Source organism: Streptococcus parasanguinis, from assembly GCF_000963275.1.
Classification (GTDB): Bacteria; Bacillota; Bacilli; order Lactobacillales; family Streptococcaceae; genus Streptococcus; species Streptococcus parasanguinis_B.
Map to the genome: position 1 here is coordinate 116753 of NZ_JYOW01000001.1, position 24599 is coordinate 141351.

24 protein-coding genes and 1 pseudogene are annotated in these 24599 nt (G+C 41.6%); 21 read left to right on the forward strand and 4 right to left on the reverse strand.

The window, feature by feature from the left end:
* Nucleotides 1-54: 54 nt before the first annotated feature.
* The 3 genes and pseudogenes from TZ97_RS00620 to TZ97_RS00630 all read right to left on the reverse strand — a co-directional run.
* A pseudogene (locus TZ97_RS00620) lies at nucleotides 55-285 on the reverse strand (IS3 family transposase); the annotation flags it as partial.
* Nucleotides 286-516: 231 nt separating this feature from the next.
* Nucleotides 517-3180 (reverse strand): ABC transporter permease, encoded by a 2664-nt coding sequence (locus TZ97_RS00625; RefSeq protein WP_045759038.1) that lies wholly within the window; start codon nucleotides 3178-3180, stop codon nucleotides 517-519.
* A 12-nt stretch (nucleotides 3181-3192) separates the two neighbouring features.
* Nucleotides 3193-3894: an ABC transporter ATP-binding protein gene (locus tag TZ97_RS00630; protein WP_003009942.1), complete on the reverse strand. Its 702-nt coding sequence runs from the start codon at nucleotides 3892-3894 to the stop codon at nucleotides 3193-3195.
* Between the two features lie 229 nt (nucleotides 3895-4123).
* Between TZ97_RS00630 and TZ97_RS00635 the strand changes: the two genes are divergently transcribed.
* The 4 genes from TZ97_RS00635 to glmS all read left to right on the forward strand — a co-directional run bounded on the left by TZ97_RS00635 (nucleotide 4124) and on the right by glmS (nucleotide 9252).
* Nucleotides 4124-4672: a TetR/AcrR family transcriptional regulator gene (locus tag TZ97_RS00635; RefSeq protein ID WP_003009944.1), complete on the forward strand. Its 549-nt coding sequence runs from the start codon at nucleotides 4124-4126 to the stop codon at nucleotides 4670-4672.
* 178 nt (nucleotides 4673-4850) lie between these two features.
* Nucleotides 4851-5546, forward strand: coding sequence for a gamma-glutamyl-gamma-aminobutyrate hydrolase family protein (locus tag TZ97_RS00640; RefSeq protein WP_045759039.1), 696 nt, complete (start codon nucleotides 4851-4853; stop codon nucleotides 5544-5546).
* A gap of 279 nt (nucleotides 5547-5825) precedes the next feature.
* Nucleotides 5826-7211, forward strand: coding sequence for a glycoside hydrolase family 1 protein (locus TZ97_RS00645; RefSeq protein ID WP_045759040.1), 1386 nt, complete (start codon nucleotides 5826-5828; stop codon nucleotides 7209-7211).
* Nucleotides 7212-7443: 232 nt separating this feature from the next.
* On the forward strand, nucleotides 7444-9252 hold the full coding sequence (glmS, locus tag TZ97_RS00650) for a glutamine--fructose-6-phosphate transaminase (isomerizing) (RefSeq protein WP_045759041.1): 1809 nt from the start codon (nucleotides 7444-7446) through the stop codon (nucleotides 9250-9252).
* Between the two features lie 58 nt (nucleotides 9253-9310).
* Here the strand turns inward: glmS and TZ97_RS00655 are convergent, their stop codons facing one another.
* Nucleotides 9311-10168 carry a 5'-nucleotidase, lipoprotein e(P4) family gene (locus tag TZ97_RS00655; RefSeq protein WP_045759042.1) on the reverse strand — a complete coding sequence of 286 codons (858 nt, stop codon included), beginning with the start codon at nucleotides 10166-10168 and terminating at the stop codon, nucleotides 9311-9313.
* 436 nt (nucleotides 10169-10604) lie between these two features.
* Here TZ97_RS00655 and TZ97_RS00660 point away from each other — a divergent pair, with 436 nt between their 5' ends.
* The 17 genes from TZ97_RS00660 to TZ97_RS00740 all read left to right on the forward strand — a co-directional run bounded on the left by TZ97_RS00660 (nucleotide 10605) and on the right by TZ97_RS00740 (nucleotide 24595).
* Complete coding sequence (locus tag TZ97_RS00660) at nucleotides 10605-11606, forward strand: uroporphyrinogen decarboxylase family protein (protein WP_045759043.1); 1002 nt, start codon at nucleotides 10605-10607, stop codon at nucleotides 11604-11606.
* Between the two features lie 17 nt (nucleotides 11607-11623).
* Nucleotides 11624-11824, forward strand: coding sequence for a hypothetical protein (locus TZ97_RS00665; RefSeq protein WP_045759044.1), 201 nt, complete (start codon nucleotides 11624-11626; stop codon nucleotides 11822-11824).
* A gap of 99 nt (nucleotides 11825-11923) precedes the next feature.
* Entirely contained in the window at nucleotides 11924-12925 is a 1002-nt protein-coding gene (locus tag TZ97_RS00670; protein WP_045759045.1) for a uroporphyrinogen decarboxylase family protein, read from the forward strand.
* Between the two features lie 27 nt (nucleotides 12926-12952).
* On the forward strand, nucleotides 12953-13831 hold the full coding sequence (locus tag TZ97_RS00675) for a transporter substrate-binding domain-containing protein (protein WP_045759046.1): 879 nt from the start codon (nucleotides 12953-12955) through the stop codon (nucleotides 13829-13831).
* 66 nt (nucleotides 13832-13897) lie between these two features.
* Complete coding sequence (locus tag TZ97_RS00680) at nucleotides 13898-14590, forward strand: amino acid ABC transporter permease (RefSeq protein ID WP_045759047.1); 693 nt, start codon at nucleotides 13898-13900, stop codon at nucleotides 14588-14590.
* Between the two features lie 3 nt (nucleotides 14591-14593).
* Nucleotides 14594-15280, forward strand: coding sequence for an amino acid ABC transporter permease (locus TZ97_RS00685; protein WP_045759048.1), 687 nt, complete (start codon nucleotides 14594-14596; stop codon nucleotides 15278-15280).
* A 19-nt stretch (nucleotides 15281-15299) separates the two neighbouring features.
* A complete protein-coding gene (locus TZ97_RS00690) occupies nucleotides 15300-16064 on the forward strand; it encodes an amino acid ABC transporter ATP-binding protein (protein WP_045759049.1) in 765 nt (254 codons plus the stop codon).
* 107 nt (nucleotides 16065-16171) lie between these two features.
* Nucleotides 16172-16570, forward strand: coding sequence for a DUF1310 family protein (locus tag TZ97_RS00695; protein WP_045759050.1), 399 nt, complete (start codon nucleotides 16172-16174; stop codon nucleotides 16568-16570).
* Between the two features lie 186 nt (nucleotides 16571-16756).
* The gene (locus TZ97_RS00700; protein ID WP_045759051.1) at nucleotides 16757-17143 is read left to right on the forward strand and encodes a DUF1310 family protein; all 387 of its coding nucleotides are present in this window, start codon (nucleotides 16757-16759) and stop codon (nucleotides 17141-17143) included.
* Nucleotides 17144-17145: 2 nt separating this feature from the next.
* Nucleotides 17146-18762 carry a lipase family protein gene (locus tag TZ97_RS00705; protein ID WP_045759052.1) on the forward strand — a complete coding sequence of 539 codons (1617 nt, stop codon included), beginning with the start codon at nucleotides 17146-17148 and terminating at the stop codon, nucleotides 18760-18762.
* The gene (locus tag TZ97_RS00710) at nucleotides 18741-19121 is read left to right on the forward strand and encodes a hypothetical protein (RefSeq protein WP_045759053.1); all 381 of its coding nucleotides are present in this window, start codon (nucleotides 18741-18743) and stop codon (nucleotides 19119-19121) included. The genes TZ97_RS00705 and TZ97_RS00710 overlap by 22 nt, the downstream gene beginning before the upstream one ends.
* Before the next feature lie 18 nt (nucleotides 19122-19139).
* Nucleotides 19140-19439: a hypothetical protein gene (locus TZ97_RS00715; RefSeq protein ID WP_045759054.1), complete on the forward strand. Its 300-nt coding sequence runs from the start codon at nucleotides 19140-19142 to the stop codon at nucleotides 19437-19439.
* A 355-nt stretch (nucleotides 19440-19794) separates the two neighbouring features.
* Nucleotides 19795-21924 carry an AAA family ATPase gene (locus TZ97_RS00720; RefSeq protein ID WP_045759055.1) on the forward strand — a complete coding sequence of 710 codons (2130 nt, stop codon included), beginning with the start codon at nucleotides 19795-19797 and terminating at the stop codon, nucleotides 21922-21924.
* 225 nt (nucleotides 21925-22149) lie between these two features.
* Nucleotides 22150-22395, forward strand: a complete 246-nt coding sequence (locus tag TZ97_RS00725) for a hypothetical protein (RefSeq protein WP_003009969.1) — start codon at nucleotides 22150-22152, stop codon at nucleotides 22393-22395.
* Between the two features lie 156 nt (nucleotides 22396-22551).
* Nucleotides 22552-22878, forward strand: a complete 327-nt coding sequence (gene yajC, locus TZ97_RS00730) for a preprotein translocase subunit YajC (RefSeq protein WP_003004444.1) — start codon at nucleotides 22552-22554, stop codon at nucleotides 22876-22878.
* 154 nt (nucleotides 22879-23032) lie between these two features.
* The gene (locus tag TZ97_RS00735; protein WP_003009971.1) at nucleotides 23033-23782 is read left to right on the forward strand and encodes an isoprenyl transferase; all 750 of its coding nucleotides are present in this window, start codon (nucleotides 23033-23035) and stop codon (nucleotides 23780-23782) included.
* Between the two features lie 9 nt (nucleotides 23783-23791).
* Nucleotides 23792-24595, forward strand: a complete 804-nt coding sequence (locus TZ97_RS00740) for a phosphatidate cytidylyltransferase (protein WP_023919527.1) — start codon at nucleotides 23792-23794, stop codon at nucleotides 24593-24595.
* Nucleotides 24596-24599: the final 4 nt, after the last annotated feature.

The window sequence follows — 24599 nt, forward strand, 5'->3', positions numbered from 1 at the left end:
TTTGACTCCACAAAAGAAACTGATTTTGTACTAACCTAAAGTTAGACAATTTATTTAAGCAAAGGATTTAGTTCTGTATTGCACAGGACTAAGTCCTTTTAGTTTTATCTTAATGCGTTTGTTGTTGTAATAATTAATACAGTCTACACTAGCTTGTTCCAATTGCTCAAGTGACTGAAACGTTTTCTCATGACCATAAAACATCTCAGACTTCAGAATGCCAAAGAAGGATTCCATCATGCCGTTATCTGGACTATTGTATTTACATGACATAGATGACTGGAGTATAAGAGTCATCCAAAAGTATGTGCCTCCTTGTTAAATATCAAAAGATTGGTGAAATGAATAGCGAATATCCCTTTTTATTTTACTTAAAATCAGATTTTTGGATGGAAATACCAGATGATAAAGTAAATCATTTAAAAAATAAAAAAGACAAACGCCCAAAATGACGTTTGTCTAGAATAAGGAAGTTATCCTTGTACTTTAGCTCTACTTATTAGCTTAGATCGTATGTTACTCAACAGATTTTAGGGCTTCGAGCATATTGACTTTCTTAAGGTGTTGGTTCACAAAGATACCGAGACCTGTCAGAATGATAATGACAACAAGTGTTGGAATGGCATAGATGAGCCAGCTCAGACCTGGATTGAACATAATATTTTCAGGAGGGATAACCTCTACCATGTATTGATGCAATCCCCAACCAAGTCCGAATCCAACCAAGATACCAATGATAGAGAGATAAATGGTTTCTCGATAGATGTAGAGTGTCACTTCTCTATTAAAGAAGCCTAGAACCTTAATGGTTGATAACTCACGGATACGTTCTGCCACATTGATATTTGTCAAATTAAAGAGAACAACTAAAGCAAGAAGAACAGAAATCCCAATCAATACTGCCATAACACGGCTAAGGGAGTTGACGATGGTCTTGATTTGTGCCTTTAGAGTAGTATTTTGAACAACCCCTTTGACACCATCAAGCTCCATAAATTGACTGGCTGTTTGCTCAACGTTTTTGTCTGAGTGATTCTTCAGTGTCAGAATAGTAGCATTTTGGCTCGCCTCTTTACCAAAAGCATTTCTGTAAGTAGTTTCATTCATAAAGATGAAGTGACCCATATACATTTCAGAAATACCAGCAACTTTGAGTTTGATATCCTTGTCTTGGCTATTTTGAACGGTTAACTCATCCCCTACAGAAACGCCAGCTAAGTCTGCCAATTTCTCAGAAATAATAATCCCTTTGTCGGTCAAATCGAGTTTTTGACCAGTTTCACGATTATTGAGCTTGATGTAATGTTGTAGAGTTTCTTGATCCTTGTCTTTGACCACAAGGGTTGTGATATCTTGACGATCGTTATTATTTCCTGCCACTTTTGAAAGCATTTCGTAATGAATAGAAAGATGTTCCTTGACCTTGCTATCGTTAATTAATTTTTGGATGTTTTCCTTTTCCTGCCCATCCAGATGATCCTTGTTTGCGACAATCATATCATAGCGAATGATGTTAGGGAATTGGCGTGTGTTAAGGTCTCCAATAGAAGAACGAATACCGAGTCCAGCAAAGAGAAGTGCGATGGAACCGCAGACACCAAAAATAGTCATGAACATCCGTTGCTTGTATCGGAAAATATTACGGGCAGTGACTTTTTGTGTAAAGTTCATCCGGTTCCAAAGTGGGGTGATGCGCTCCAAAAGAATCTTAGAACCAGATGTTGGAGGTTTTGGAAGAAGAAGTTGGGCTGGCTTTTCTCCTAATTCGCGCTTGGCTACCATGAAAGCGGGAAGAACTGTGGACAAAAGACCAAGCACAATAGCTAGAAGAGTCTTAAATGGATAAAAGTGTAACTCAATTGGTGCGAGGAGGATTCGCTCTTTATAACTATTGTATATGATAGTTGGAAGGAGAATATGTCCAGCAGCAACCCCAATAGCAGTACCAATCATGCTCGTCACGAATCCATAAATAATAAATTTACGGATGATGTCCTTGTTTTGGTAACCGAGAGCTTTGAATGTCCCTGCCTTAATCCGTTCTTCTTCGACGAAGCGTCCCATTGTTACAAAGGTAACCAAGGCAGCAATAAAGTAGAGGATAACAGGGAAGATATTACTGAGGTTCTGAAAAACAGAAGCGTTGGTCTCATATGAAACGTACCCTTCTGACCAAGGAGCTTCACGACGTGTGTAGACATCGTAGCTTGGTTCAGCAATGCTATCGATTTTTTCTTGAGCTTCCTTTATTTGCTCCTTCTTGTCAGCGATTTCATCTTGTGCCTGAGTCAATTGTCCCTGGACAAGAGGATTCTTATCCTGACCGCTGGCTTTCGCTTGTTCAAGTTTCTTGTTAAGCTCCGTTTCTGCTTTCTGAAGTTGTCTTGTTTGTTGGTCAATCTTAGCCTGTGGATCAGCTTTTAATTCTTTCAAACGGTTAGCAGGCTGATTTTTTACTAATTTTTCAAGCTCATCCTCGTGTTTGGAAACCTTGTCAGTGTAATCCTGGGTATAGGGGTTAGCTCCACGGACGTCTTTGTAAGCTAAGCGTGCAATCATGTAGACGTCGGAATCAAAACTAGATTCAGGAACAACCGCATACCCTTTGAGTTCCCCACTACCAGCTGTCGATGAACCTAGGTCAACACTTGATAAGATTTCAGAAGACTGAACAAAGCCAGTGATGGTAAAACTGTGTTCTTTTAAGACATCCTTACCATTGTCACCCTCTTTTTCAGAAAACTCAATTTTGTCACCGATCTTATAGTTATCTTGATAGACTGAAGAAAGAGCAATTGCACCTTGCTTACTTGGAAGTTTTCCTTTTACAACCTCATAAGTTGAGATATCTTTTGGTTTTGAAAATAGTCGAAAGGAATCAGTGGAACCTTTCAGTACTACATCTTTAAAGTAACCATACTCAATGTTTGCCTCTGATGAGACTTGATTTAGGAGGTCTTGATCTGACTGGTTCAGTCCATAGCTACCAGTAACTGTGAGGTCAGCTGTTTGGTGTTTAGTAAAATAGCTTGTTCCCGTGTGTTGCATATCAGGTGTCGTCACCTTTAGACCCACAAGAGCGAAAGAACCTAAGGCCATGAGTGAAGCAATAGAAACCACCCGTCCTTTAGAACTAGAGAAAGACTTTCTCACGTCCTTCCAATAAGTTTTACGATTCATGAGACATCCTTTCTAGTACTCGAGGCTATCAATATCTTGTGGATGGGCATTGAGTTCAATACTTTGAACACGCGCATCATGCATACGAATCACACGATCAGCAATAGGTGCAAGCGCCCCGTTGTGAGTGACGATGATAACGGTAGCTCCTTCATTGCGAGCCTTGTCTTGGAGAATCTTCAAGACCTGTTTTCCAGTATTGTAATCCAGGGCTCCTGTAGGTTCGTCACAGAGGAGAATTTTCGGATTTTTTGCGACGGCGCGAGCGATAGCTACCCGTTGTTGCTCACCACCAGACAATTGTGCAGGGAAGTTGTTGATGCGTTTTCCTAGACCAACATCAATCAAAGTTTGTTCCGCATCTTTAGCATCCGCGACAATTTCAGAAGCCAACTCTACATTTTCTTTGGCCGTTAAGTTTGAGACCAAGTTATAGAATTGAAAGACGAATCCGACATCGTCTCTACGATAGGCTGTTAATTGTTTCGCATTATAATTGGAGATGTCTTTCCCATCGATGACGACCTTTCCTTCATCATTGGTATCCATACCACCAAGAATATTGAGAACAGTTGATTTTCCTGCCCCAGAAGAACCGAGTATAATCACTAACTCCCCTTTTTCAATTTCGAAAGTGATATCATTGTTTGCGATGATTTCCACATCACCTGTTTTATACCGTTTGTAACTATGTTTCATTTCAATATACGCCATGTGTATTTGTCTTCTTTAAAAATTATCAGCTGCTAAAACAACAACCTGTTGAATAATTACGAAGGTTATTTTATGATTTTTTAAATACGATTGCTACAACAGAAAACAACAATGTGTTGAAATAACGAAGAAAATATGATAATCATAACTGAAAATATCAGATGATAGTTGACATTTTCAAAATTCGAGATATACTTTAATCAACAATATGTAGAAATAAGGGGTTCGTATGCAACAGAGACAAACGACAACTAAGTCAGATATTAAAGAAGCCTTCATTCAGCTTTTGGCTACAAAAAGTTTAGAGGATATAACGATTAGTCAGTTAACTAAAAAAGCGGGTGTCAACCGCTCGACATTTTATCTGCACTACCTAGATAAACAGGATTTTTTAGAGCAATTAAAAGAAGAAACCATAACGACGGTTCGTATGATTTTGAGGAAAGAAACCTTTTATCCCAAAGAAGCCTTAGAAGCCATCTTGTCTTATTTCCAAGAGAACAGTGCTTTTTTTGCTGAAATTGCAAAAAATCCAAGCTTTCGTTTTGCAGACAACATTCGTTATTTTATCTTGGGGATGATTGAGTCTACGCCACGTTCTCGACCAGTCATTGTGGCAGCTTATCAAATGCCAGAGCGCTATGCTATTACCATGTATGTTTCTGGTTTGACAGGACTTATTGTCGACTGGATTATCAATGGGACTCAGGAAAACCCCCAACAATTGACCAAGATTATACTGGATTCCCCAGGGATGGAGTGGTTTAAAGAAAAGTAACTACTTAAGAATCCTCAGGGGCTTTGAAACAGAATTGCCTCTTATTGACAGAAGTTAGATGGCTGAGTCCTTTCATTCTAATTGTTGACTGTCTCTTCAAAAAAAATCTCCATTGAGTCTGGCTTGAAATTGTGTTACAATAAGCCTTGAAGATGAATGAAAGAATATGGAAATAAGCATGAAAATAAGACCAGTGATTGGAATTACAGGAAATGAAAGACCCTTCCCAGATGATCCAGACGCGAACATGAGCTATGCGGCGACTGGTTTTGTCGAAGCGGTCAAAGAGGCAGGAGGGATTCCCTTGATCTTGCCGATTGGAGATGCGGCCTTGGCCAAAGACTACATATCGATGATTGATAAGCTCATCATCACCGGTGGACAAAATGTCTTGCCCAAGTTTTACGGAGAAGAAATCACCATCGACAGTGATGACTACCTCTTAAAACGCGATCTCTTTGAGTTGGCCTTGATTGAAGAAGCGCGTGCGGCTAAAAAAGCTATCTTTACCGTCTGCCGTGGAACCCAGCTCTATAATGTCGCTCTAGGGGGAACTCTGCATCAAGACATTGAACACCACTGGCAGGACAATCCAGGTCAGTACACCAGCCAAGAGTTGGTGACCAAGGATCAGACGGTCCTGCAAGAGATTTATGGTAAGACCAGTCGCATCAATTCTTTCCATCATCAAAGTATTAAAGACTTGGCAGATGGCCTAGAAGTGATCGCGCGGGATCCTAAAGATGACATCATAGAAGCTGTTCAATCCACAGATGAGAGTCGTTTCCTCGGCGTTCAGTGGCATCCGGAACTGCGTTTTGACAAGAGCCCAGCAGATCGCAAGCTCTTTGAATATGTCGTGAATGACTTATAACGAAGACCGAGGCTGGGACAAAAGTCCTAGCCTCTCAATTATTTTTGGATTGTCGAGCAAGACGCAGTGGTTGAGTGGGCTCTACTACGCTGATTTCATCAGCTTTTACAGCCCTACTCAACTGTGCGGAGGTGGGACGACGAAATCGAATTCTAACGAATGACCGATTTCTGTCCCACTCTCTTTTCTTTAATCTGCGTAAGAAAGACTGTAAATTGTGCCTAGGTTTTGGGGGAGGATTCGCTACAATAGAGCTAGTAGAATGAGGAGGATTAGGACATGTATCAATTTCCAAAGGATTTTTTATGGGGGAGTTCGACCTCGGGGCCTCAAACAGAAGGACGTCTAGCCCAGGATGGAAAGGGAGACAATCTCTGGGATTACTGGTATAGGGTCGAGCCCAACCGCTTTTATCAAGGGCAAGGACCAGAGAAAATATCGACTTTTTATGAACACTGGGAAGAAGATCTGGACCTCTTGTTAGAAACCGGCCACACGGCCTTTCGAACCTCTATCCAGTGGTCACGTATTTTCCCAGAAGGACGAGGGGAGATCAATCAAGCAGGTGTTGATTTCTACCGCCGTGTCTTTGAAAAGATTAAAGAAAAAGGGATTCACCTCTTGGTCAACCTCTATCATTTTGATTTACCGATGGCTCTTCAAGAGCAAGGGGATGGTTGGGAAAATAAAGAAACCGCCTATGCTTACCAGGAATATGCGCGTTTTTGTTTCAAGACCTATGGAGATCTGGTCGATCAGTGGATCACCTTTAATGAACCTATTGTCCCTGTAGAATTTGGTTATTTTTATGATGCCCATTTTCCTCATAAGGTAGACGCAGCAGCAGCTGTTAAAGTAGCCTACCACACCCAGCTAGCAAGCTCTCTAGCAGTTAAGGCCTGTCATGAGGTGGATCCTAATTACCGTATCGGGATTGTGCTCAATTTGACACCAGCCTATCCTCGGAGCCAGCATCCAGAAGATGTGAAAGCTGCGCGTATTGCCGAGCTCTTTCAAGCCAAATCTTTTTTAGATCCATCTGTTCTTGGTCATTATCCTGAAGAATTAGTGGAGATCCTACGGGAGCGCGATCTCTTACCGGATTATGATCCCTTTGAATTGCGCTTGATCGAGGAAAATACGGTGGATTACCTAGGGGTTAACTATTACCAACCACTCCGTGTGGCGGCTCCTCGTTATGCTCCAAATCCAGCATCTCCCCTACTCTTTGAACAATTTTATGAACCCTATGTCATGCCAGGTCGCAAGATCAATCCCCACCGAGGTTGGGAAATCTATGAGCAAGGCTTGTATGACATTGCCCAAAATATCAAGGAAAACTATGGCAATATCGAGTGGATCCTGACCGAAAACGGGATGGGAGTTGAAGGAGAGGAAAAATTTCGCAAGGATGGCGTGATCCAAGACGATTACCGGATTGACTTTGTCAAAGACCATCTTCGCGAGCTCCACCGGGCTATTCAAGATGGTGCCAACTGTAAAGGCTATCTGATCTGGACCTTTATTGACTGCTGGTCATGGCTCAATGGCTACAAGAACCGCTATGGTTTAGTTGAGTTGGAGCTCGAAAGTCAAAAACGAACCCTCAAAAAATCTGGTCATTGGTTCCGTAAGTTGAGTCAGCGGAATGGATTTGAAGAGTAGAAAAAGCAACCTATCAACCAAGATGTTGATAGGTTTTTCTTAACCCTCCCTTAACTAGACCAATTTTCTTGAATTTCCTAGTTGACAAACTGGAAGAAGCATTGTATACTGACTCCGCTGGTTGCTTTTTGGTCAAATTAGACTAGACCAATTTTAAAGTAACTGAGAAATCGACCATGGGTCGTTTGACTAAGTAAAGGGGAAAGTATAGCAAGGCTATATCGTAAAAACTATGTGCGGAATCGTTGGTGTTGTAGGAAATACAAATGCTACTGATATTTTGATTCAAGGACTTGAAAAACTCGAATACCGAGGCTATGACTCTGCGGGTGTTTTTCTGGCTAGTGAAGGCAAGAGCCAATTGGTAAAGGCAGTTGGCCGTATTGCAGAATTGTCATCTAAGGCAGAAGGTGTCGAAGGGACAGCTGGGATTGGACATACCCGTTGGGCCACTCATGGAAAACCAACTGAGGACAATGCTCACCCACACCGCTCTGAAACAGGTCGCTTTGTTTTGGTCCACAACGGGGTCATTGAAAACTATCTTGAAATCAAGGAAGAATACCTAGCAGGTCACCATTTCAAGGGGCAAACAGATACAGAAATCGCTGCCCACTTGATCGGAAAATTTGCTGAAGAAGATGGCTTATCTACGCTCGAAGCCTTCAAAAAAGCCCTCCACATCATCCGTGGGGCCTATGCTTTTGCTTTGATGGATGCGGAAGATCCAAGCACGATCTATGTGGCAAAAAATAAATCACCACTCTTGATCGGTCTTGGCGATGGTTACAATATGGTCTGCTCTGATGCCATGGCCATGATTCGTGAAACCAACCAATACATGGAAATCCATGACCAAGAGTTGGTCATTGTCAAGGCTGACAGCGTTGAAGTGCAAGACTATGATGGCAACGTCAAAGAACGGGCTAGCTACACGGCTGAACTCGACCTTTCTGATATTGGAAAAGGGACTTACCCATACTACATGCTCAAGGAAATCGATGAGCAACCAACTGTCATGCGTAAGTTGATCCAAGCCTATACAGATGAATCTGGTCAAGTAGTAGTAGACCCAGCTATTATCAAGGCTGTTCAAGAAGCAGACCGCATCTATATCCTTGCGGCTGGGACCTCTTACCATGCTGGATTTGCGTCTAAAAAAATGTTGGAAGAGTTGACGGATACCCCAGTAGAACTCGGTATTTCATCTGAGTGGGGATATGGTATGCCACTTCTCAGCAAGAAACCACTCTTCATCTTTATCAGCCAATCTGGTGAAACAGCTGATAGTCGTCAGGTATTGGTCAAAGCCAATGAAATGGGCATTCCAAGCTTGACAGTAACCAATGTTCCAGGATCAACTCTTTCACGTGAAGCAGACATGACTATGTTGCTCCATGCTGGTCCTGAAATTGCGGTCGCTTCCACCAAGGCTTATACGGCTCAAATCGCAGCCCTTGCCTTTCTTGCAAAAGCTGTTGGGGAAGCCAATGGCAATGAAAAGGCCAAAGCCTTTGATTTGGTGCACGAATTGTCTATCGTTGCCCAATCGATCGAATCAACCCTTTCAGAAAAAGAAGTGATCGATGAAAAAGTCCGTGGCTTGTTGGAAACAACCCGCAATGCTTTCTATATCGGACGTGGTCAAGATTACTATGTTGCTATGGAAGCCAGTCTGAAACTAAAAGAAATTTCTTACATCCAATGTGAAGGCTTCGCTGCGGGTGAGTTGAAACACGGTACTATCGCTCTGATCGAAGAGGGTACACCGGTTATCGCCCTCTTGTCTGATCCAGTCCTAGCCAGCCACACACGTGGAAACATCCAAGAAGTGGCAGCACGTGGGGCTCATGTCTTAACCATTGCAGAAGAAAATGTCGCTAAAGAGACAGATGATTTGGTCTTGACAGCGGTTCACCCTTACCTCTCTCCAATCTCAATGGTGGTACCAACCCAATTGATTGCCTACTTTGCAACCCTTCATCGTGGGCTTGATGTTGATAAACCACGGAACCTTGCTAAGTCTGTAACCGTTGAATAAAATTATCCATATAGAAAAAAACATCCTCGTTAGGTTTTTCCTAGCGAGGATGTTTGCTTTATTTATCAAAACCTTGCAAGGCTTTGAGGCGTTCTTCTGTTTGTCCCTTGGCATCTAGTTTTTTACCTTGGTAAACAGCAGATTCCCATGATCCATACATTGGATTTGGGAAGATGATGAATTTTTCACCAAATTCTTTTTGCAATTCGTCCAATTTCTTGTCGCGATCAGCTTCAGAGGTCTTAGAGAAGTCTGCAAAGTCAACCAGGTTGTCCCCAAAGAGCAAGACAAGATTGGTCTTTTCTTGTACAGTTTGGCGACGGCCTTCTTTTGATTTGACGCCATCTTCTAAGAACATGAGGTGGTCACGTCCTTGAACAGGAATGCCTTCTTTTTCAAGGTTCTTAATGGTATCATCTACTTGAGAGGTTGTACGGTCAGAAATGTAGTAGATTTGAACCCCGTTTTGATCCGCATATTGAAGGAAATCTTTGGCACCTGGCACCGCTTTTGCGGCTGCTTTTTTCACCCAAACATCCCAATCTTTAGGATTGAAGGCCGTACCATCTTTGACGTTTTGAACTTGGTAAGGGCTGTTGTCTAAAACAGTTTCGTCCAAATCCAAGACGATGGAATAAGGCTTATCAGAAGGAGTTTGGAGGATCTCTTTCAAACGGTCAGTAGCGACATTGTAGCCTTGTAAATACAAAGCCTTAGTTTCAGCTGCCTTTTGGTACCAAAGGACAGACATGGTATTTTCTTGTGAGCGCTGTTGATCATAGGTCATCGTCACCTGATTTTTAGTGCTGCTTGCTTTTGTCTCTTGCGTTTTGTTGGTGTTGCTTCCACAACTCGTCAGTAAAATGACAGAAGCAAGAGCAGAAACGATGGTAAAGGTGGTTTTTGTTGTTTTCATAAACCGTACACTCCTTAAAATTATTCTATAAAAATTATACTCCTTTCAATCTTGCCTGACAAGAAAGAGGAGAAGGCGAACCAGGGAATGGTAAAATGAATAGGAAGAAAGAAATGCTGATATGAAGGGCTTTTTCACATCAACATGTGCCATTTTTTCCTTTAAAAGAAGGGGTATAGTTTTCTGCTATAACCGGATCAAGAAATGATCAAAGCGGTCCTTTTCTTCTAAAATGAAGCAATAAAGAAAGATACTCGCAGGTCCCTATTTTCAAGGGCTTGCGTTTTTTTGATGCCTTCCTTAATAAAGAAATTTTAAGGACTTGATAGGGAAAATATATTAGTCAGCTACTTTTCGAGGTGATATCATGGTTACAAATTCCAGAAGGAAAGCAGTTAGTCTTTCTGTTGGAGAAATATTGAGGAGGATGTACAGTATGAGTAAAAAAGAATTGGTTCTTCGTGCCATTCGAGGCGAAACAGTAGAGCGAATCCCTGTAGGATTTTGGCTCCATTATGTGACCCAAGAAGAAAAAGAATTGGGTCTAGACAATCCGGCTGTAGTAGAAAAAAGTATTAAGGGCCACCAACACTATGTAGAAGAAATTTCACCTGATTTTGTCAAGATCATGAGTGATGGCTTCTTCCGCTATCCGAGTGCTCTTTATTCGAGAGAGATCAGATCGATCCGAGAATTGAAGGATATTCAACCGATTGGAGAGCATCATCCATGGATTGAAAAACAAATCGAGGTGGTCAAGGAAATTTGTTCTCATTTTCATGAAGAGATTGCTTCTTTCTACAATATCTTCTCGCCCATTTCTTATTTGAAACGCTGGTTCCGTACGGATCAATCTCGTGGAGACCAAGTGATTGCAGACTTTATCAAGGAAGATCCAGAAACTTTAGCTCATGTCCTTGACGTGATTGCAGGAGACATCGCTACTTTAAGTCGCCGCTTGATCCAAGAAGCAGGTATTGAAGGTATTTACTTTTCAACTCAGCAGATCCAAGATGAGCGTGTGACAGATGAAGAATACCGCAAGTTCATTGAGCCTAGCAGCATCGCTGTCCTAGAAGCAGCCAATGAAGCTGGAGGCATCAATATCCTTCATATTTGTGGTTTTGAAGGGGCCAGCAATGAAGTGGAGCTCTTCAAGGATTATCCAGCTCAAGTCATTAACTGGGCGACCCATCATGAAGGTCTGAGCCTAGCCGCAGGTCGTAAACTTTTCGGCGATCGTGCCGTTTTGGGTGGCTTTGTCAACGGCAAGAAAGGTTTGCTCTACCAAGGGGAACGAGAAGCTATTGAGCAAGAAACGCGTCGCTTGGTGGCTGAAGCCGGAAGCCGTGGTTTGATTCTTGGAGCAGACTGTACCGTGCCAGATGATTTCCAATTGGAACGCTTAGATTGGGTACGTCAAGCAGCTGTATTGTAAGAAGAAAGGAGAGGGAGATGAAAAAGATCAATGTATGGTGTATCCTGGTAACCGTTTTGTTTTTGCTTCTAGGGCTCAGTAAAGTAGCTCTAGCAAGCAGTCAGGGGAAAGCAAAAAAAGATCCAGATATGGCAAGACTGGAGAAGATTCCAGCTCATAGTTTCTCCCTCCTTCGCCCATCTGACCTAGCAGGAATTCTACTCCTTGAAGATCAGTGATAAAAAAAGATGAAGAGCTTGATAAAAAATATATATTAGTCAAACAATTATCGAAGTGATAAGATAACAAACAAGAAAAGATTAGAACGAGGTAAGAACATGTCATCAAAAAGAGAATTAGTGTTAAAAGCTTTCAAAGGAGAAGCAGTCGACCGTGTGCCAGTTGGATTTTGGCATCATTTTACAACAGAAGAAGAATGGTTGAAAGGATTTTCAAATCCGGAAATTATTGAAAAAAACCTCAATGGCCATAAAAACTTCCTTCACAAGGTCAAACCAGACTTTGTCAAACTCATGAGTGATGGTTACTTTGCTTATCCAAATCCAGCCATTCACAAAGGCCTTGAAAATATCTCTGACTTAGCAGGGATTGAACCACTCGGAGCAGATCATCCATGGATCACAGAGCAAGTAGAGCTCGTTAAAAAAATCCGTGCCGGTTTTGAAGAAGACATTGTGGCTATCTACAATATCTTTGCTCCAGTGACCTACTTCAAATGGTTGGTCGGAGAAGTTTCAGGAGGAGATGACTTGATCGCCAACTTTATCGATCAAGATGCAGCAACTCTTAAAAAAGTATTGGATACAATTGGCCAAGATATTGCAAGTTTGAGCCAACGAATCATCAAAGAAGCAGGGGCAGACGGGATCTACCTCAGTGTTCAAAGTATCCAGGATGCGCGGGTTACACAAGAAGTTTATAAAAACATTATTGCACCGAGTGAACTCCATGTCTTAGAGGCAGCCAATGAAGCTGGTGGCGTAAATATTCTTCATATCTGTGGCTACGAAGGAGCTCGCAATGATATCCATCTCTTCACAGACTACCCAGCCCAAGTCATTAACTGGGCAGTCGGGCCAGAAGGAATCAGCCTAGCAGAAGGACGCGAAATCTTCGGTGGACGCACGGTTCTTGGTGGCTTTGAAAATGGAAAAAATGGACTTCTTTACACAGGAGATAAGGCTGCGATCCAAGCAGAAACCAAACGCATCATCGCAGAAACTGGAACCACAGGCTTGGTCATTGGTGCCGATTGTACCATCCCAAGTGACATTGATGAAGAACGAATCGAATGGGTTCGTGAAGCTGCAGCAGAATAAGGAAAATAGAAAGAGGGAGAACAGAGTATGAGTAAAAAAACATGGATTATCGGTGGGGTGGCCGTTCTTGCCCTTGCAGGTGCAACCATTCTTGGTCGAAGCTTGAACCACGCAAACGAAAGTAAAGGATCAACAGGATCTAATAAAGTAACAACCTTGAAAGTAGCCCACACTCAAAACTATGTGCCTTACGATTTCGTCGATGAAAAAGGGGAATCAGATGGTTATGAAGTAGCCGTGCTCAAAGCCATTGACGAAAAACTACCAGACTACAAGTTTGAGTACACTGGAACAAGTGATGACGATCTCTTGATCGGTCTAGAATCTGGTAAATACGATATCGGAACCAAAGGAGCTTGGTATACCGAAGAACGTGCCAAGAAATTTATCATTCCAAAAGAACCAATCGGAGCAAGTATCATCGGATTTACCGTTCGGAAAGAAGATGCGAATAAATACAAGAATATCGATGACTTCGCTAAAGAAAAAGGAAAATTGGTTCCAATTTCACCACAAAATGCGCAGTGGAATGTTATTAAAGAATACAATGAAAAGCATAAGGACCAACAAATCGAATTAACAGCTGCCGAATCTTTCAAAGTCGCAGATGCCTATGCTTGGGTTCTTGAAGGACGTTACGATGCCTTCTTTGACATCAAACTTTCCTTTGAAAAAGCTGTCACAGATAAAGATGGTTCTTACCACCAATATGCGGACAAACTGAGCTGGTTTGCCTACAAAGGAATTCCAACTTACCCATTGATCCATAAGGATAAGAAAAACGAAAAATTTGCGGAAGCATACAGCAAGGCCATCAAAGAATTAGAAAAAGATGGCACACTTGCTAAATTGTCGAAAAAATATTTCGGTGAAGATGTCTTCAGTTATGTAGATAAAGAGAAATAAGATGGAACTGGGTGCGCATAGCCCCAGCTTCCTTATTTCTATACGGATACAGAAAGGAAAAGAAACATGGTCTCATACGACATTTCCAAGGTCTGGTCATTTCTTCCAACCTTGGTCCAAGCTCTACCAGCGACCCTAGCTTTGATGGTTTTAACGACGGTTCTCGGTTCTGCATTTGGCTTGGTTTTGACCTGGGCACAAGTATCAGAAGATAAGGTAGGAGCAGGTCTGGCAAAGGGTTATGTCTTTACCTTGCGTTGTACCCCTCCGATTGTCTTGCTCTTTTTGGTCTTTTATGGACTTCCCCAATTTTTGAACTGGTGGTTGGGCATTGACATTGACCACTGGTCCAAGTTTGTCTTTGTCCTTGTTGCCATGTTTCTTCTCTTTGCCGCTATGATCTCTGAGGTCTTCAAGGCAGCCTATTTGGCCATTCCAAAAGGTCAGATGGAAGCAGGCTTGAGTATTGGCTTGACGCCAGCTCAAACCATTTGGCGGATTGTCCTTCCCCAAGCCTTTCGCGTAGCTCTTCCCAATATGACGACTGCCATCTTGAACCTCATGCGTGATGCAGCTTTGGCTTATACCATTGGCTTTATCGATATCATGGGAGCAGGAAATAACTTGATCAGCCGAAATCTTGGGAATTATTCCCTCGAGACGTATACAGCCGTAGCAGTAATCTACTGGGCAATTGCCCTTGTGATTTCTTTCTCCGCTCAATTGCTTGAAAAACGACTCAGTGTAACAGAAAGGTAGCTTATGGATTTCAATTTTATTAGTAAAACATTTCTAGCCACCTTGGGTGGTGTTCCAGTGACCCTTCTGATCATGGTCGTATCGATTCTCTTGAGTTTTTTTCCAGCCCTCTTTTTGGCACTCGGTCAGATCTATAAGGTCAAAGGTGTTCGCAGTTTCTCAGTGGTTTACTTAGCCTTTATCCGCGCGACACCTCCGATTCTATTGATTCTCTTCTTTTATAGTCTCTTCCCCAGCCTCTTAAATAGCTTTTTTAAGAGTATTGGTAGTCACTTTAATGTCTTTGAGATCAATCCCATTTACTATGCCTTTATCATCTTTAGCTTGATGACAACAGGAAGTCTGGCTGAAATTCTCCGGTCAGCCATTCTGACGGTGGATAAGGGCCAGCTAGAAGCAGCGCAAGCCATTGGTTTGACCAACCGCCAAGCCTATATCCGCATTGTTTTTCCCCAAGCCCTGCGTGCAGCCCTTCCCAATTTGTGTAACTTAGTTATCAATTTGGTCAAAGGTACCTCCCTTGTCTTTGTCATGACCATCAAGGATATCACCGCCATTGCCAAGGTAGAAGCCTCTTATGGCTATCAATATTTTGAATCCTATCTAGTGATTTTTATTCTATATATTGTCATTTGTGGGGTGATTCAGTGGGGATTCAATCGCTTAGAAAAACGCCTGACACTCGTATAGAAGAAGGAGAAATAAGAAGATGTTAGAAGTAGAACACGTATCGAAAAAATTTAAGGACCACCAAGTCCTGGTAGATGTCAATCTCAAGGTCAACCAAGGGGATGTCGTCGTTATTTTGGGGCCATCTGGATCAGGAAAAACAACCTTCCTTCGCTGCCTCAATCACTTGGAAAAGGCAGACACAGGCCGTTTGACTTTGGGTGGAAAAGAGTATGACCTCTCAAAACTCAGCAAAAAAGAAATTTTAGAAATCCGCCAAAAGACAGCCTTTGTCTTCCAGCATTACAATCTCTTTGCCAATAAAACAGCGCTTGAAAATATCTTAGAAGGCCTGATTGTAGCCCGTAAGATTCCAAAAGAAGAAGCCATCCAACGGGCAGAATCCGCCCTTGAAAAAGTTGGTCTCCTCGCTTATAAGGATTATTATCCTTCTCAATTGTCAGGTGGTCAGCAACAACGGATCGGAATCGCGCGTGCCATCGCAGTGAAACCAGACGTGATTTTGCTAGACGAGCCAACTTCAGCGCTAGACCCAGAGTTGGTAGGGGATGTACTTGGTGTTATGAAGCAACTGGCCCAAGAAGGAGTGACCATGGTTGTGGTGACGCATGAGATGGGCTTTGCGCGTGATGTGGCCAACCACGTTATCTTTATGGATGGCGGACACATCATCGAAGAAAACGAACCGCATGAATTCTTCAACAGTCCAAAAGAAGAACGAACCAAACAATTCCTCTCACGGATTTTATCCGACGCCACTTATAGCGTTGAATACATGATTTAACAGGAGACACACCCAGTAAGGGTGTGTTTTTTAGGATCTGGAAAAAATTTTTAAAAATTGGGTCATTTTTTAAAAATCATTACGAATAATATAAGTGAGAGGGAAATATGACTGATAAAAAACAACGATTTGTACTACTATTCTTACTGACTTTGTTTCTAGGAGGTTGCAGTCTTTTTACGGATAAAGCTGCTGAGAGAAGGGAAATGATTCAGATCGCAGAGAGTACGAAAATGGAGCGAGCGATAAAACACTTGTTAATCAGTATCGATCCGAAAGCTTTCACTTCAGAAGGAATCATTCACTCCTATACCCTGATAAAAGGTGAATTGGAATACAATCCAATGGGAGGGATGAATGTCACTCTCGTTATCAATGGCGATAAAAAGTTAACGATCGATACGACTGTTCAAATGGAAGATTCAGGACAGTTCGAAGCAGGTAGTTACGGTATTTCAGCAAAATTAAGTGATCTGTTAAGTAAAGCAGAAGAGACTGGGAAATAAACTCATTTAGATAAATACCCCTAATATAGGAAAATAGAAATATTTCTGGATCAAAGCTGGTATGTTACATTAATAGCTAGTGCTTGTAACGATTTGGCAACATTTTTTAACAAAAGTAACATTTCAGGTATGAATAGAATTTTGTATAATAAATTCTAAGAAACCTGAAGAAAGAATGGGAAGAAGATGAAAAAAAGTAAATTTATTGTGTTGATAATGGTAGTATTTAGCCTGAGCTTAGGAGGCTGTAGCTTTTTTAATGGACAATCTGCCAAGAAACAAGAAATGATTCAAATCGCAGAGAGTAAGAAGATGAAAGTGGCGATTGAAAATATGTTGAAAAAATTAGACCCTAAAGCTCTTACTCCAGAAGGAAAAATCAAATCATATAAAATTTCTAAAGATGATTTAGATTATAATCCGATGGGAGGGCTATTAGTGAAAATAGTTATAAATAATGATGAAAAGCTAATTTTAAGCACAACTATACAAGAGGATGCTACAACAGGGAAATATGAAGAGACCTATTTTGGGGAAACAGAGGAGTTAAGTGATTTATTAGATAAGGAGTGATAATGGCTAATAATTTAAATTTCAATGATCAACAAAATGTTAAAGCTGCCCTACTTGAATACGAAAAAGATGTCAAAATAAATGGAAAATTTAAAATTGGGGCTAAGAAAGAGGAATACATTGGTAATGTCGCCCACATTTATGATAGTACCAATGGCAACGAGGAGCAGGTGTTCGTTCTTACTAACAATGGCCAAGGCGCGCAACAAAATGCAGTCCCCTATTCTGCTTCTGATGAAGATCGTGCTCAAATCCATGATGTAACAGTTTTGATGAAGGGATCTGAAACTGAAATAAGTACCCAAAAATTACTCCATGATACATTTACGGATTGGGTAAAGACAGATTTGCCTGCTGCTTCTAACATTCTTGGTCCCAATGGAGCGGCAAACTATGCGACAGATTATGCGAAAAGATTCACCAGAGATAAGATTAAGGAGAATTTGAAAAAAAGGGATGAAACTGCCGATTCTAATATTTCGGAGCTTATTAGTTATCCGTTTAGTTTACTCGATAAAAATGTTGGAAATAATGTAAAAAGCTTTGTCAAGAGTATTAGAAGTAATCCAATAACAAATGCTTATCGTGAGGCGAAAGCAAATCTATATGGTATGGGAACGGATATTCTAATTGATAGTCAAGCAAAGTTTCCAGTATTTATTGGGGCTACCATTTTAAAAGAGTACAACAAAGATAGAGGTACTTTCCCGCCTCCCCAGTTTAAAGATGCTGCAGCTCATTTGAAAGAGGTGATCCGAAAATACCCCAATGCCAAGATCGATCTATACGGTCACTCTCTGGGGTCTATGAATATTCAGTATGCGCTTGCCTGCTTGACGGAAGAAGAAGCGTCTCATATTGGGACTGTCCATCTATACAATGGCCCTAATGCCTATTCCATCTTAACACCCGAGCAAAAAGCGCGTATAGATTCGCTGAAGTACAAAATCTACAACCACATTGACCATAAAGATTTGGTTAGCTTGGGCTATCAGGATTCTGGAAGCAAGGAATCCAGTGGGATTGTCAAGCACCTCAAAACTAAGAATTTGATAAATACTGGTCTGCAGCACATGATGCATGGTTATATCTATGATAAGGATGGGAATTTGGTTCTTGAAAAGGGAACGGAAGCCATCACTCGCAAGGAAATCATTGAAGAGCGGATGAAGGTTTACTATCGCCTAAAGGATAAATTACAAAAAACAGGTGGTGGACTGAGTTCAAGTGAACAAATCTATCTCGATGCCTTGCAGGCACGCTTGGCTTCTGATGAGCTGATTCGAGTAGTGGATGAAGGGCTGGAGCAAGCTCAGAAATCTAAGGCACGACTGGATACAGATTTAGAAGCTTTGGAGAAAGTATTACAGACCGTTCCGAAAGGCTTCATTCTCAATCTTGCCGAAGTAGAAGAGGCCTATGCACAGGCTGGTGCAACAAGGCAAACAGTTGTCACTCAAGTAAGAGAAAGATTCGACAACCGTTTGGCTGCATATCAGTCCTTATCGAATGAATTCCATGCTTTAAACAAGCAAGTGAATGCAGGAATTGAGCTCTTAAAAGCAAAAGATCAAGAAATAGCAGGAGAAATGAACCAGTGGGAACAACTAGCTTATTAATTTCATCGACTCTTTCGAAAAAGGAAAAGAAACTAGATCACTTGGAAAGAGAGTTTCAAAAAGCGCGTTTGGAGCTAGATGAAAAGCGTTGCCTAGTGGAAAGAAAACAGCAGCTCTTCACCCAGATGCTGGAAGAAGAGTATGCGATGGCAGCTTCCTTCTTACAAGAGCAGAAGGTTGATGTCAATTGTGGATGGGAGTCCCTCCATCGCTGTATCGAAGAGTATGATCTCGAAGCTAGAGAAGCTGCACAAGTAGCCTTAAAACAGATCGAAATCGAGGAAGAGAATTTATGGCAATCCTACCGGAAAGATAGACGCCAACTGGAAGAGGAGTTTGCACAAGATAAAGTTTCATAGTATAGAAGAGGAGGAAGTATGGGTGATAGTCCAGTCAAAGATTTCTTTGATTTAGATATGAAAGATAAGATGAGGATCATCGAAAGCCGAAAGAAACTTGAAAAAGATTTAATCCGTGTTGTCTATGCGCCTGTTTTATTGACCTGCAAGGCAGGAGTTGAGAAGCGTTACAATGAGGAATTGACTGCGATTGCAACAGTAGCCGAAGAAGACGTCCAGGTAGTTGGAAAACAACTGGATCAGTCCATGGTGGGGCAATTTGCTAAAAATGTACAGACAGTTATTCAAGAAAAAGCTGGGAAATTTAAATCTATCTAGCCAAGAACTTCTATTTAAATATGGAATCTGGAGTGACTCCAGATTTTTTTAATAAATTTTAAAAATTATGTAAAAAAGTGTTGACAAAGAAATCAGTCTGCGTTATAATAATTTATGTAAACAAAAAGAGGTTGGGAAAACCTACTGGTTTACAAGATCAATAGTGGAAAGGAGATGGTGATATGCTATTTCCAGAATTAAGACAACTAATTGATAAAAGGGAAAATAGAAACTGTTAGCCTGTAGGGCTATTATTAAATAAATGAATTAAAATTATGTAAACAATTAAACAGCAGCCAATTGGTCTGCTAATTTTCAAGAATGAATTAAAATTATGTAATTAGAGGTATACAATATGAATAACAACTTTAACAATATGGATGATCTTTTCAATCAACTAATGGGAAACATGGGTGGTTTTCGTTCTGAAAACCGTCGCTACATGATCAACGGTCGTGAAGTGACACCAGAAGAATTCGCTATTTACCGCCAAACTGGTCAACTTCCAAATGAAGGAAGCGAGCAAGTGCAACACCATCAAGGTAAAGGAATGAAACAAGATGGGATCCTTGCAAAACTTGGTCGCAACTTAACCGAAGAAGCTCGTGAAGGAAAATTGGATCCGGTCATCGGACGTAATAAAGAAATTCAAGAAACTGCTGAAATCTTGTCTCGTCGTACCAAGAACAATCCTGTTCTTGTAGGGGATGCCGGTGTTGGTAAAACAGCAGTTGTAGAAGGTTTGGCACAAGCTATTGTGAACGGGGATGTTCCAGCTGCTATCAAGAACAAAGAAATCATCTCGATTGATATTTCTGGTCTAGAAGCTGGTACGCAATACCGTGGTAGCTTTGAAGAAAATATTCAAAATCTGATCCAAGAAGTCAAGGCTATGGGAAATGTTATTCTCTTCTTTGATGAAATCCATCAAATCCTTGGTGCAGGTAGCACAGGTGATGGTCAAGGATCTAAAGGTCTTGCGGATATCATCAAACCTGCTCTTTCACGTGGGGAATTGACAGTCATTGGGGCAACGACTCAAGATGAATACCGTAACACCATCTTGAAGAATGCGGCTCTTGCTCGTCGTTTCAACGAAGTGAAAGTCAATGCTCCATCAGCCGAAGATACTTTCAAGATCCTCCAAGGGATCCGTGATCTTTATGAAAAACACCACAATGTCATCTTGCCAGATGAAGTTTTGAAAGCAGCGGTTGATTATTCGATCCAATACATTCCACAACGTAGCTTGCCTGATAAGGCCATTGACTTAGTCGATGTGACAGCTGCTCACTTGGCAGCCCAACATCCAGTAACGGATGTTCATGCTGTGGAACATGAAATTGAAGAAGAAAAAACCAAACAAGAAGAAGCTGCGGCTAAAGAAGATTACGAAGCAGCTTTGAAAGCAAAAGTTCGAATCGAAGAACTTGAAAAGAAAATTGCTAATCATACGGAAGACCATAAAGTAACAGCAACAATCAACGATGTGGCTGAATCTGTAGAACGGATGACGGGTATTCCAGTGTCTCAAATGGGTGCAACTGATATCGAACGTTTGAAAGATATGGGTCACCGTTTGCAAACTAAGGTTATCGGTCAAGATAAAGCCGTTGAAGCAGTAGCGCGTGCTATCCGTCGGAACCGTGCAGGATTTGACGAAGGGAACCGTCCAATCGGTAGCTTCCTCTTTGTAGGTCCTACTGGTGTTGGTAAAACTGAGTTGGCTAAACAATTGGCTCTTGATATGTTCGGAACCAAAGATGCCATCATCCGTTTGGACATGTCAGAATACAGCGACCGCACAGCCGTTTCTAAATTGATTGGTACAACAGCTGGTTATGTTGGTTACGATGATAACAGCAATACCTTGACAGAACGTGTTCGCCGTAACCCTTACTCAATCGTCCTTCTTGACGAAATTGAAAAGGCAGATCCTCAAGTGATCACCCTTCTCCTTCAAGTCTTGGATGATGGTCGTTTGACAGATGGTCAAGGGAACACGGTCAACTTCAAGAACACTGTGATTATCGCCACTTCAAACGCTGGCTTTGGTTACGAAGCCAACTTGACAGAAGATGCGGATAAACCAGAACTCATGGATCGTTTGAAACCTTACTTCCGTCCAGAATTCCTCAACCGTTTCAACGCTGTCATTGAATTCTCACACTTGAGCAAGGAAGATCTTTCTAAGATTGTTGATTTGATGTTGGTAGATGTCAATAAGACCCTTTCTAAGAAAGAAATCGACTTGGCAGTGAGCGATGCAGCCAAAGAATATATGACTGAAGAAGGTTATGATGAAGTCATGGGTGTTCGTCCACTCCGTCGGGTAGTTGAACAACAAATCCGTGACAAAGTCACAGACTTCCACTTGGATAACTTGGATGCCAAACATCTCGAAGCAGACATGGAAGATGGTGTCCTTGTGATTAGAGAAAAAGACACAAAGAAGGAAGAAAACGCTGATAAACAAGCAGATTAAGGCGAATTAGTTTGTGAAAAATAGAGACTGCTATCATATAGCAGTCTTTATTTTTTCTTCCCACCTGGGGGAAATTATTCGCCGTAGAAGGCCAAAATCCTCCTATTTGAGCTAAAAAAACATCAATAATTAGTGAAATTAATCCAATTTGAGCAAAATTATTAATAAATAAAGAAAATAAGTATATAATCTATACAAGAATAAAATTTGAGGATTGGAAGTAAGATGAGCAATACAATTGATATCTACTCAACTCCCGAATACAGAAAAGTGGAAGCCGTTGTTCAACTGATGGTTGACGGTCGCTTGACGAGCTATCGTGTCGCAACTGAAACAAACATCAGCAAAATGAGCCTAGCGACTTTGACGAAGGGAACGAGTAAAATCAAAAATATTACCTATCAAACGGCTTTGGCCTTGATTGATTGGTATGATGAGAATCATGAAAAGTATGGCATTACGATTGACTAGTCAGTAGCCCACTTTTCGTGGTTTTTTTCTTTTTCATCAAAACGTGCCTCTTCTCTGAGACTGGAGTCTGATTTTACTTGAAGAGGATGGGAAAACTTGAAAAGACGGGCGAAATTTGATATAGTATAGCATATATGAAAATTAAAGGAGAAACATATGCAAGGCGGAAGTTTGCTAATTATGCTCGTTCTTATGGTCGGTTTGATGTACTTCATGAGCCGTAGCCAAAAGAAACAGTATCAAAAACGGATGGAAAGTTTGAATAAACTTCAAAAAGGAAATGAAGTCATCACGATTGGTGGCTTGTACGGAACCATCGATGAAGTCGATACAGATCGCAAGACCGTTGTCTTGGATGTTGATGGTGTCTACCTGACCTTTGAATTGGGAGCGATCAAAACAGTTCTTCCTGTATCAGAAGGAATCTCAGCTACTGCTACAGAAGGTGCTAGCTCAGATGCCGATTCAGCCATCGAAGAATAATCATCAAAGAAGAGGCAAAGGCCTCTTTTTTGGTGGGCAAATAGGACGATGTGATGAAGGAAAGCCTTGCTGGTTCAAAAAAGAGGCCAGAGTCCCTATTTTATGGGGATTTATGGTATAATGAAGCGATAAATATTGAAATAGGTAGAAAAACATGTTTCGTTTTAAGAAAAAAGAAAAAATCGAGATACCTTTAGAAGTCCCGAAACACATTGGAATCATTATGGATGGCAATGGTCGCTGGGCGAAAAAGCGGATGCAACCGCGCGTCTTCGGTCATAAGGCGGGGATGGAAGCTCTCCAAGAAGTGACGATTGCAGCAAAAAATATGGGGGTTCAGGTTTTGACTGTCTATGCCTTTTCTACGGAAAACTGGACACGCCCTGAAGATGAAGTCAAGTTCATCATGCACTTGCCGGTCGAGTTTTATGATCGTTTCGTCCCCGAATTGCATCGCAACAATGTCAAGATTCAAATGATCGGTGATACCAAGAAATTACCAAAAGAAACGCTGGAAGCTTTGGAAAGAGCAGAAGCGATGACCCATCTCAATACAGGCTTGATCCTGAATTTCGCACTCAATTATGGTGGACGTGCTGAGATCACTCAGGCTGTGAAGCAGATCGCCCAAGAAGTCTTGGATGCGAAGTTCAGCCCAGAAGATATCACAGAAGAGATGATCGCAGATTCTCTCTATACTGAGAGTTTGCCACGTGTCCTAAGGGACCCGGATTTGATTATTCGTACCAGCGGAGAGATCCGTTTGAGTAATTTCCTTCCTTGGCAGGCTGCTTATAGTGAGTTGTATTTCACAGATGTGATGTGGCCAGATTTTGGAGAGGAAGCACTACGAAGTGCCATAGTAGAATATAGCCATCGCCATCGGAGATTTGGTGGTGTTTAGGAGAAGATGATGACGAAAGATTTACAAAAACGTGTGATTTTTGGAGGAATTGCCCTGCTCTTTTTCATTCCAACAGTAATGGTTGGAGGGGTGTTCTTCCAGATTGTGATTGGCTTGATCGCCATGCTAGGGGTTCATGAATTGCTCAAGATGAAGGGGCTTGAGACAGCGACCTTTGAAGGAGCGCTAGCCATGTTAGCGGCTTTTGTCCTGACGTTGCCGATCGAGGACTACCTCCCTTACCTTCCAGCAGATGGCAATATGATTGCTTATGGTTTGGTTGTCTTGATTCTCATGGGAACAACTGTTCTTGCTCAGAATTACAATTATGAAGATGTGGTCTATCCCATTGCGTCTAGCTTTTATGTTGGACTTGGTTTCCATTCCTTAGTAGATGCGCGAATTGCTGGTATTGATAAGGTTCTTTTAGCCCTCTTTATTGTTTGGGCTACAGATTCAGGTGCTTATCTAGTAGGAAGTCGGTTTGGGAAACGCAAGCTCATGCCTGCGGTTTCTCCTAATAAAACGATTGAAGGCAGTCTTGGGGGAATCTTGTCTGCAGTTGCGGTAACTGTGATCTATATGATCGTGGATCGTTCTGTGGCGGGTGGACATGGTTTTCTTGCTATGATCTTCTTTACCATCCTCTTTAGTATCGCAGGTCAGTTTGGAGATCTGGTAGAGAGTGCGATTAAACGCCACTTCGGTGTGAAAGATTCTGGGAAATTTATTCCAGGACATGGTGGTGTTCTAGACCGCTTTGATAGTTTGATTTTTGTCTTTCCCTTGATGCATTTCTTGGGCTTGTTCTAAGACA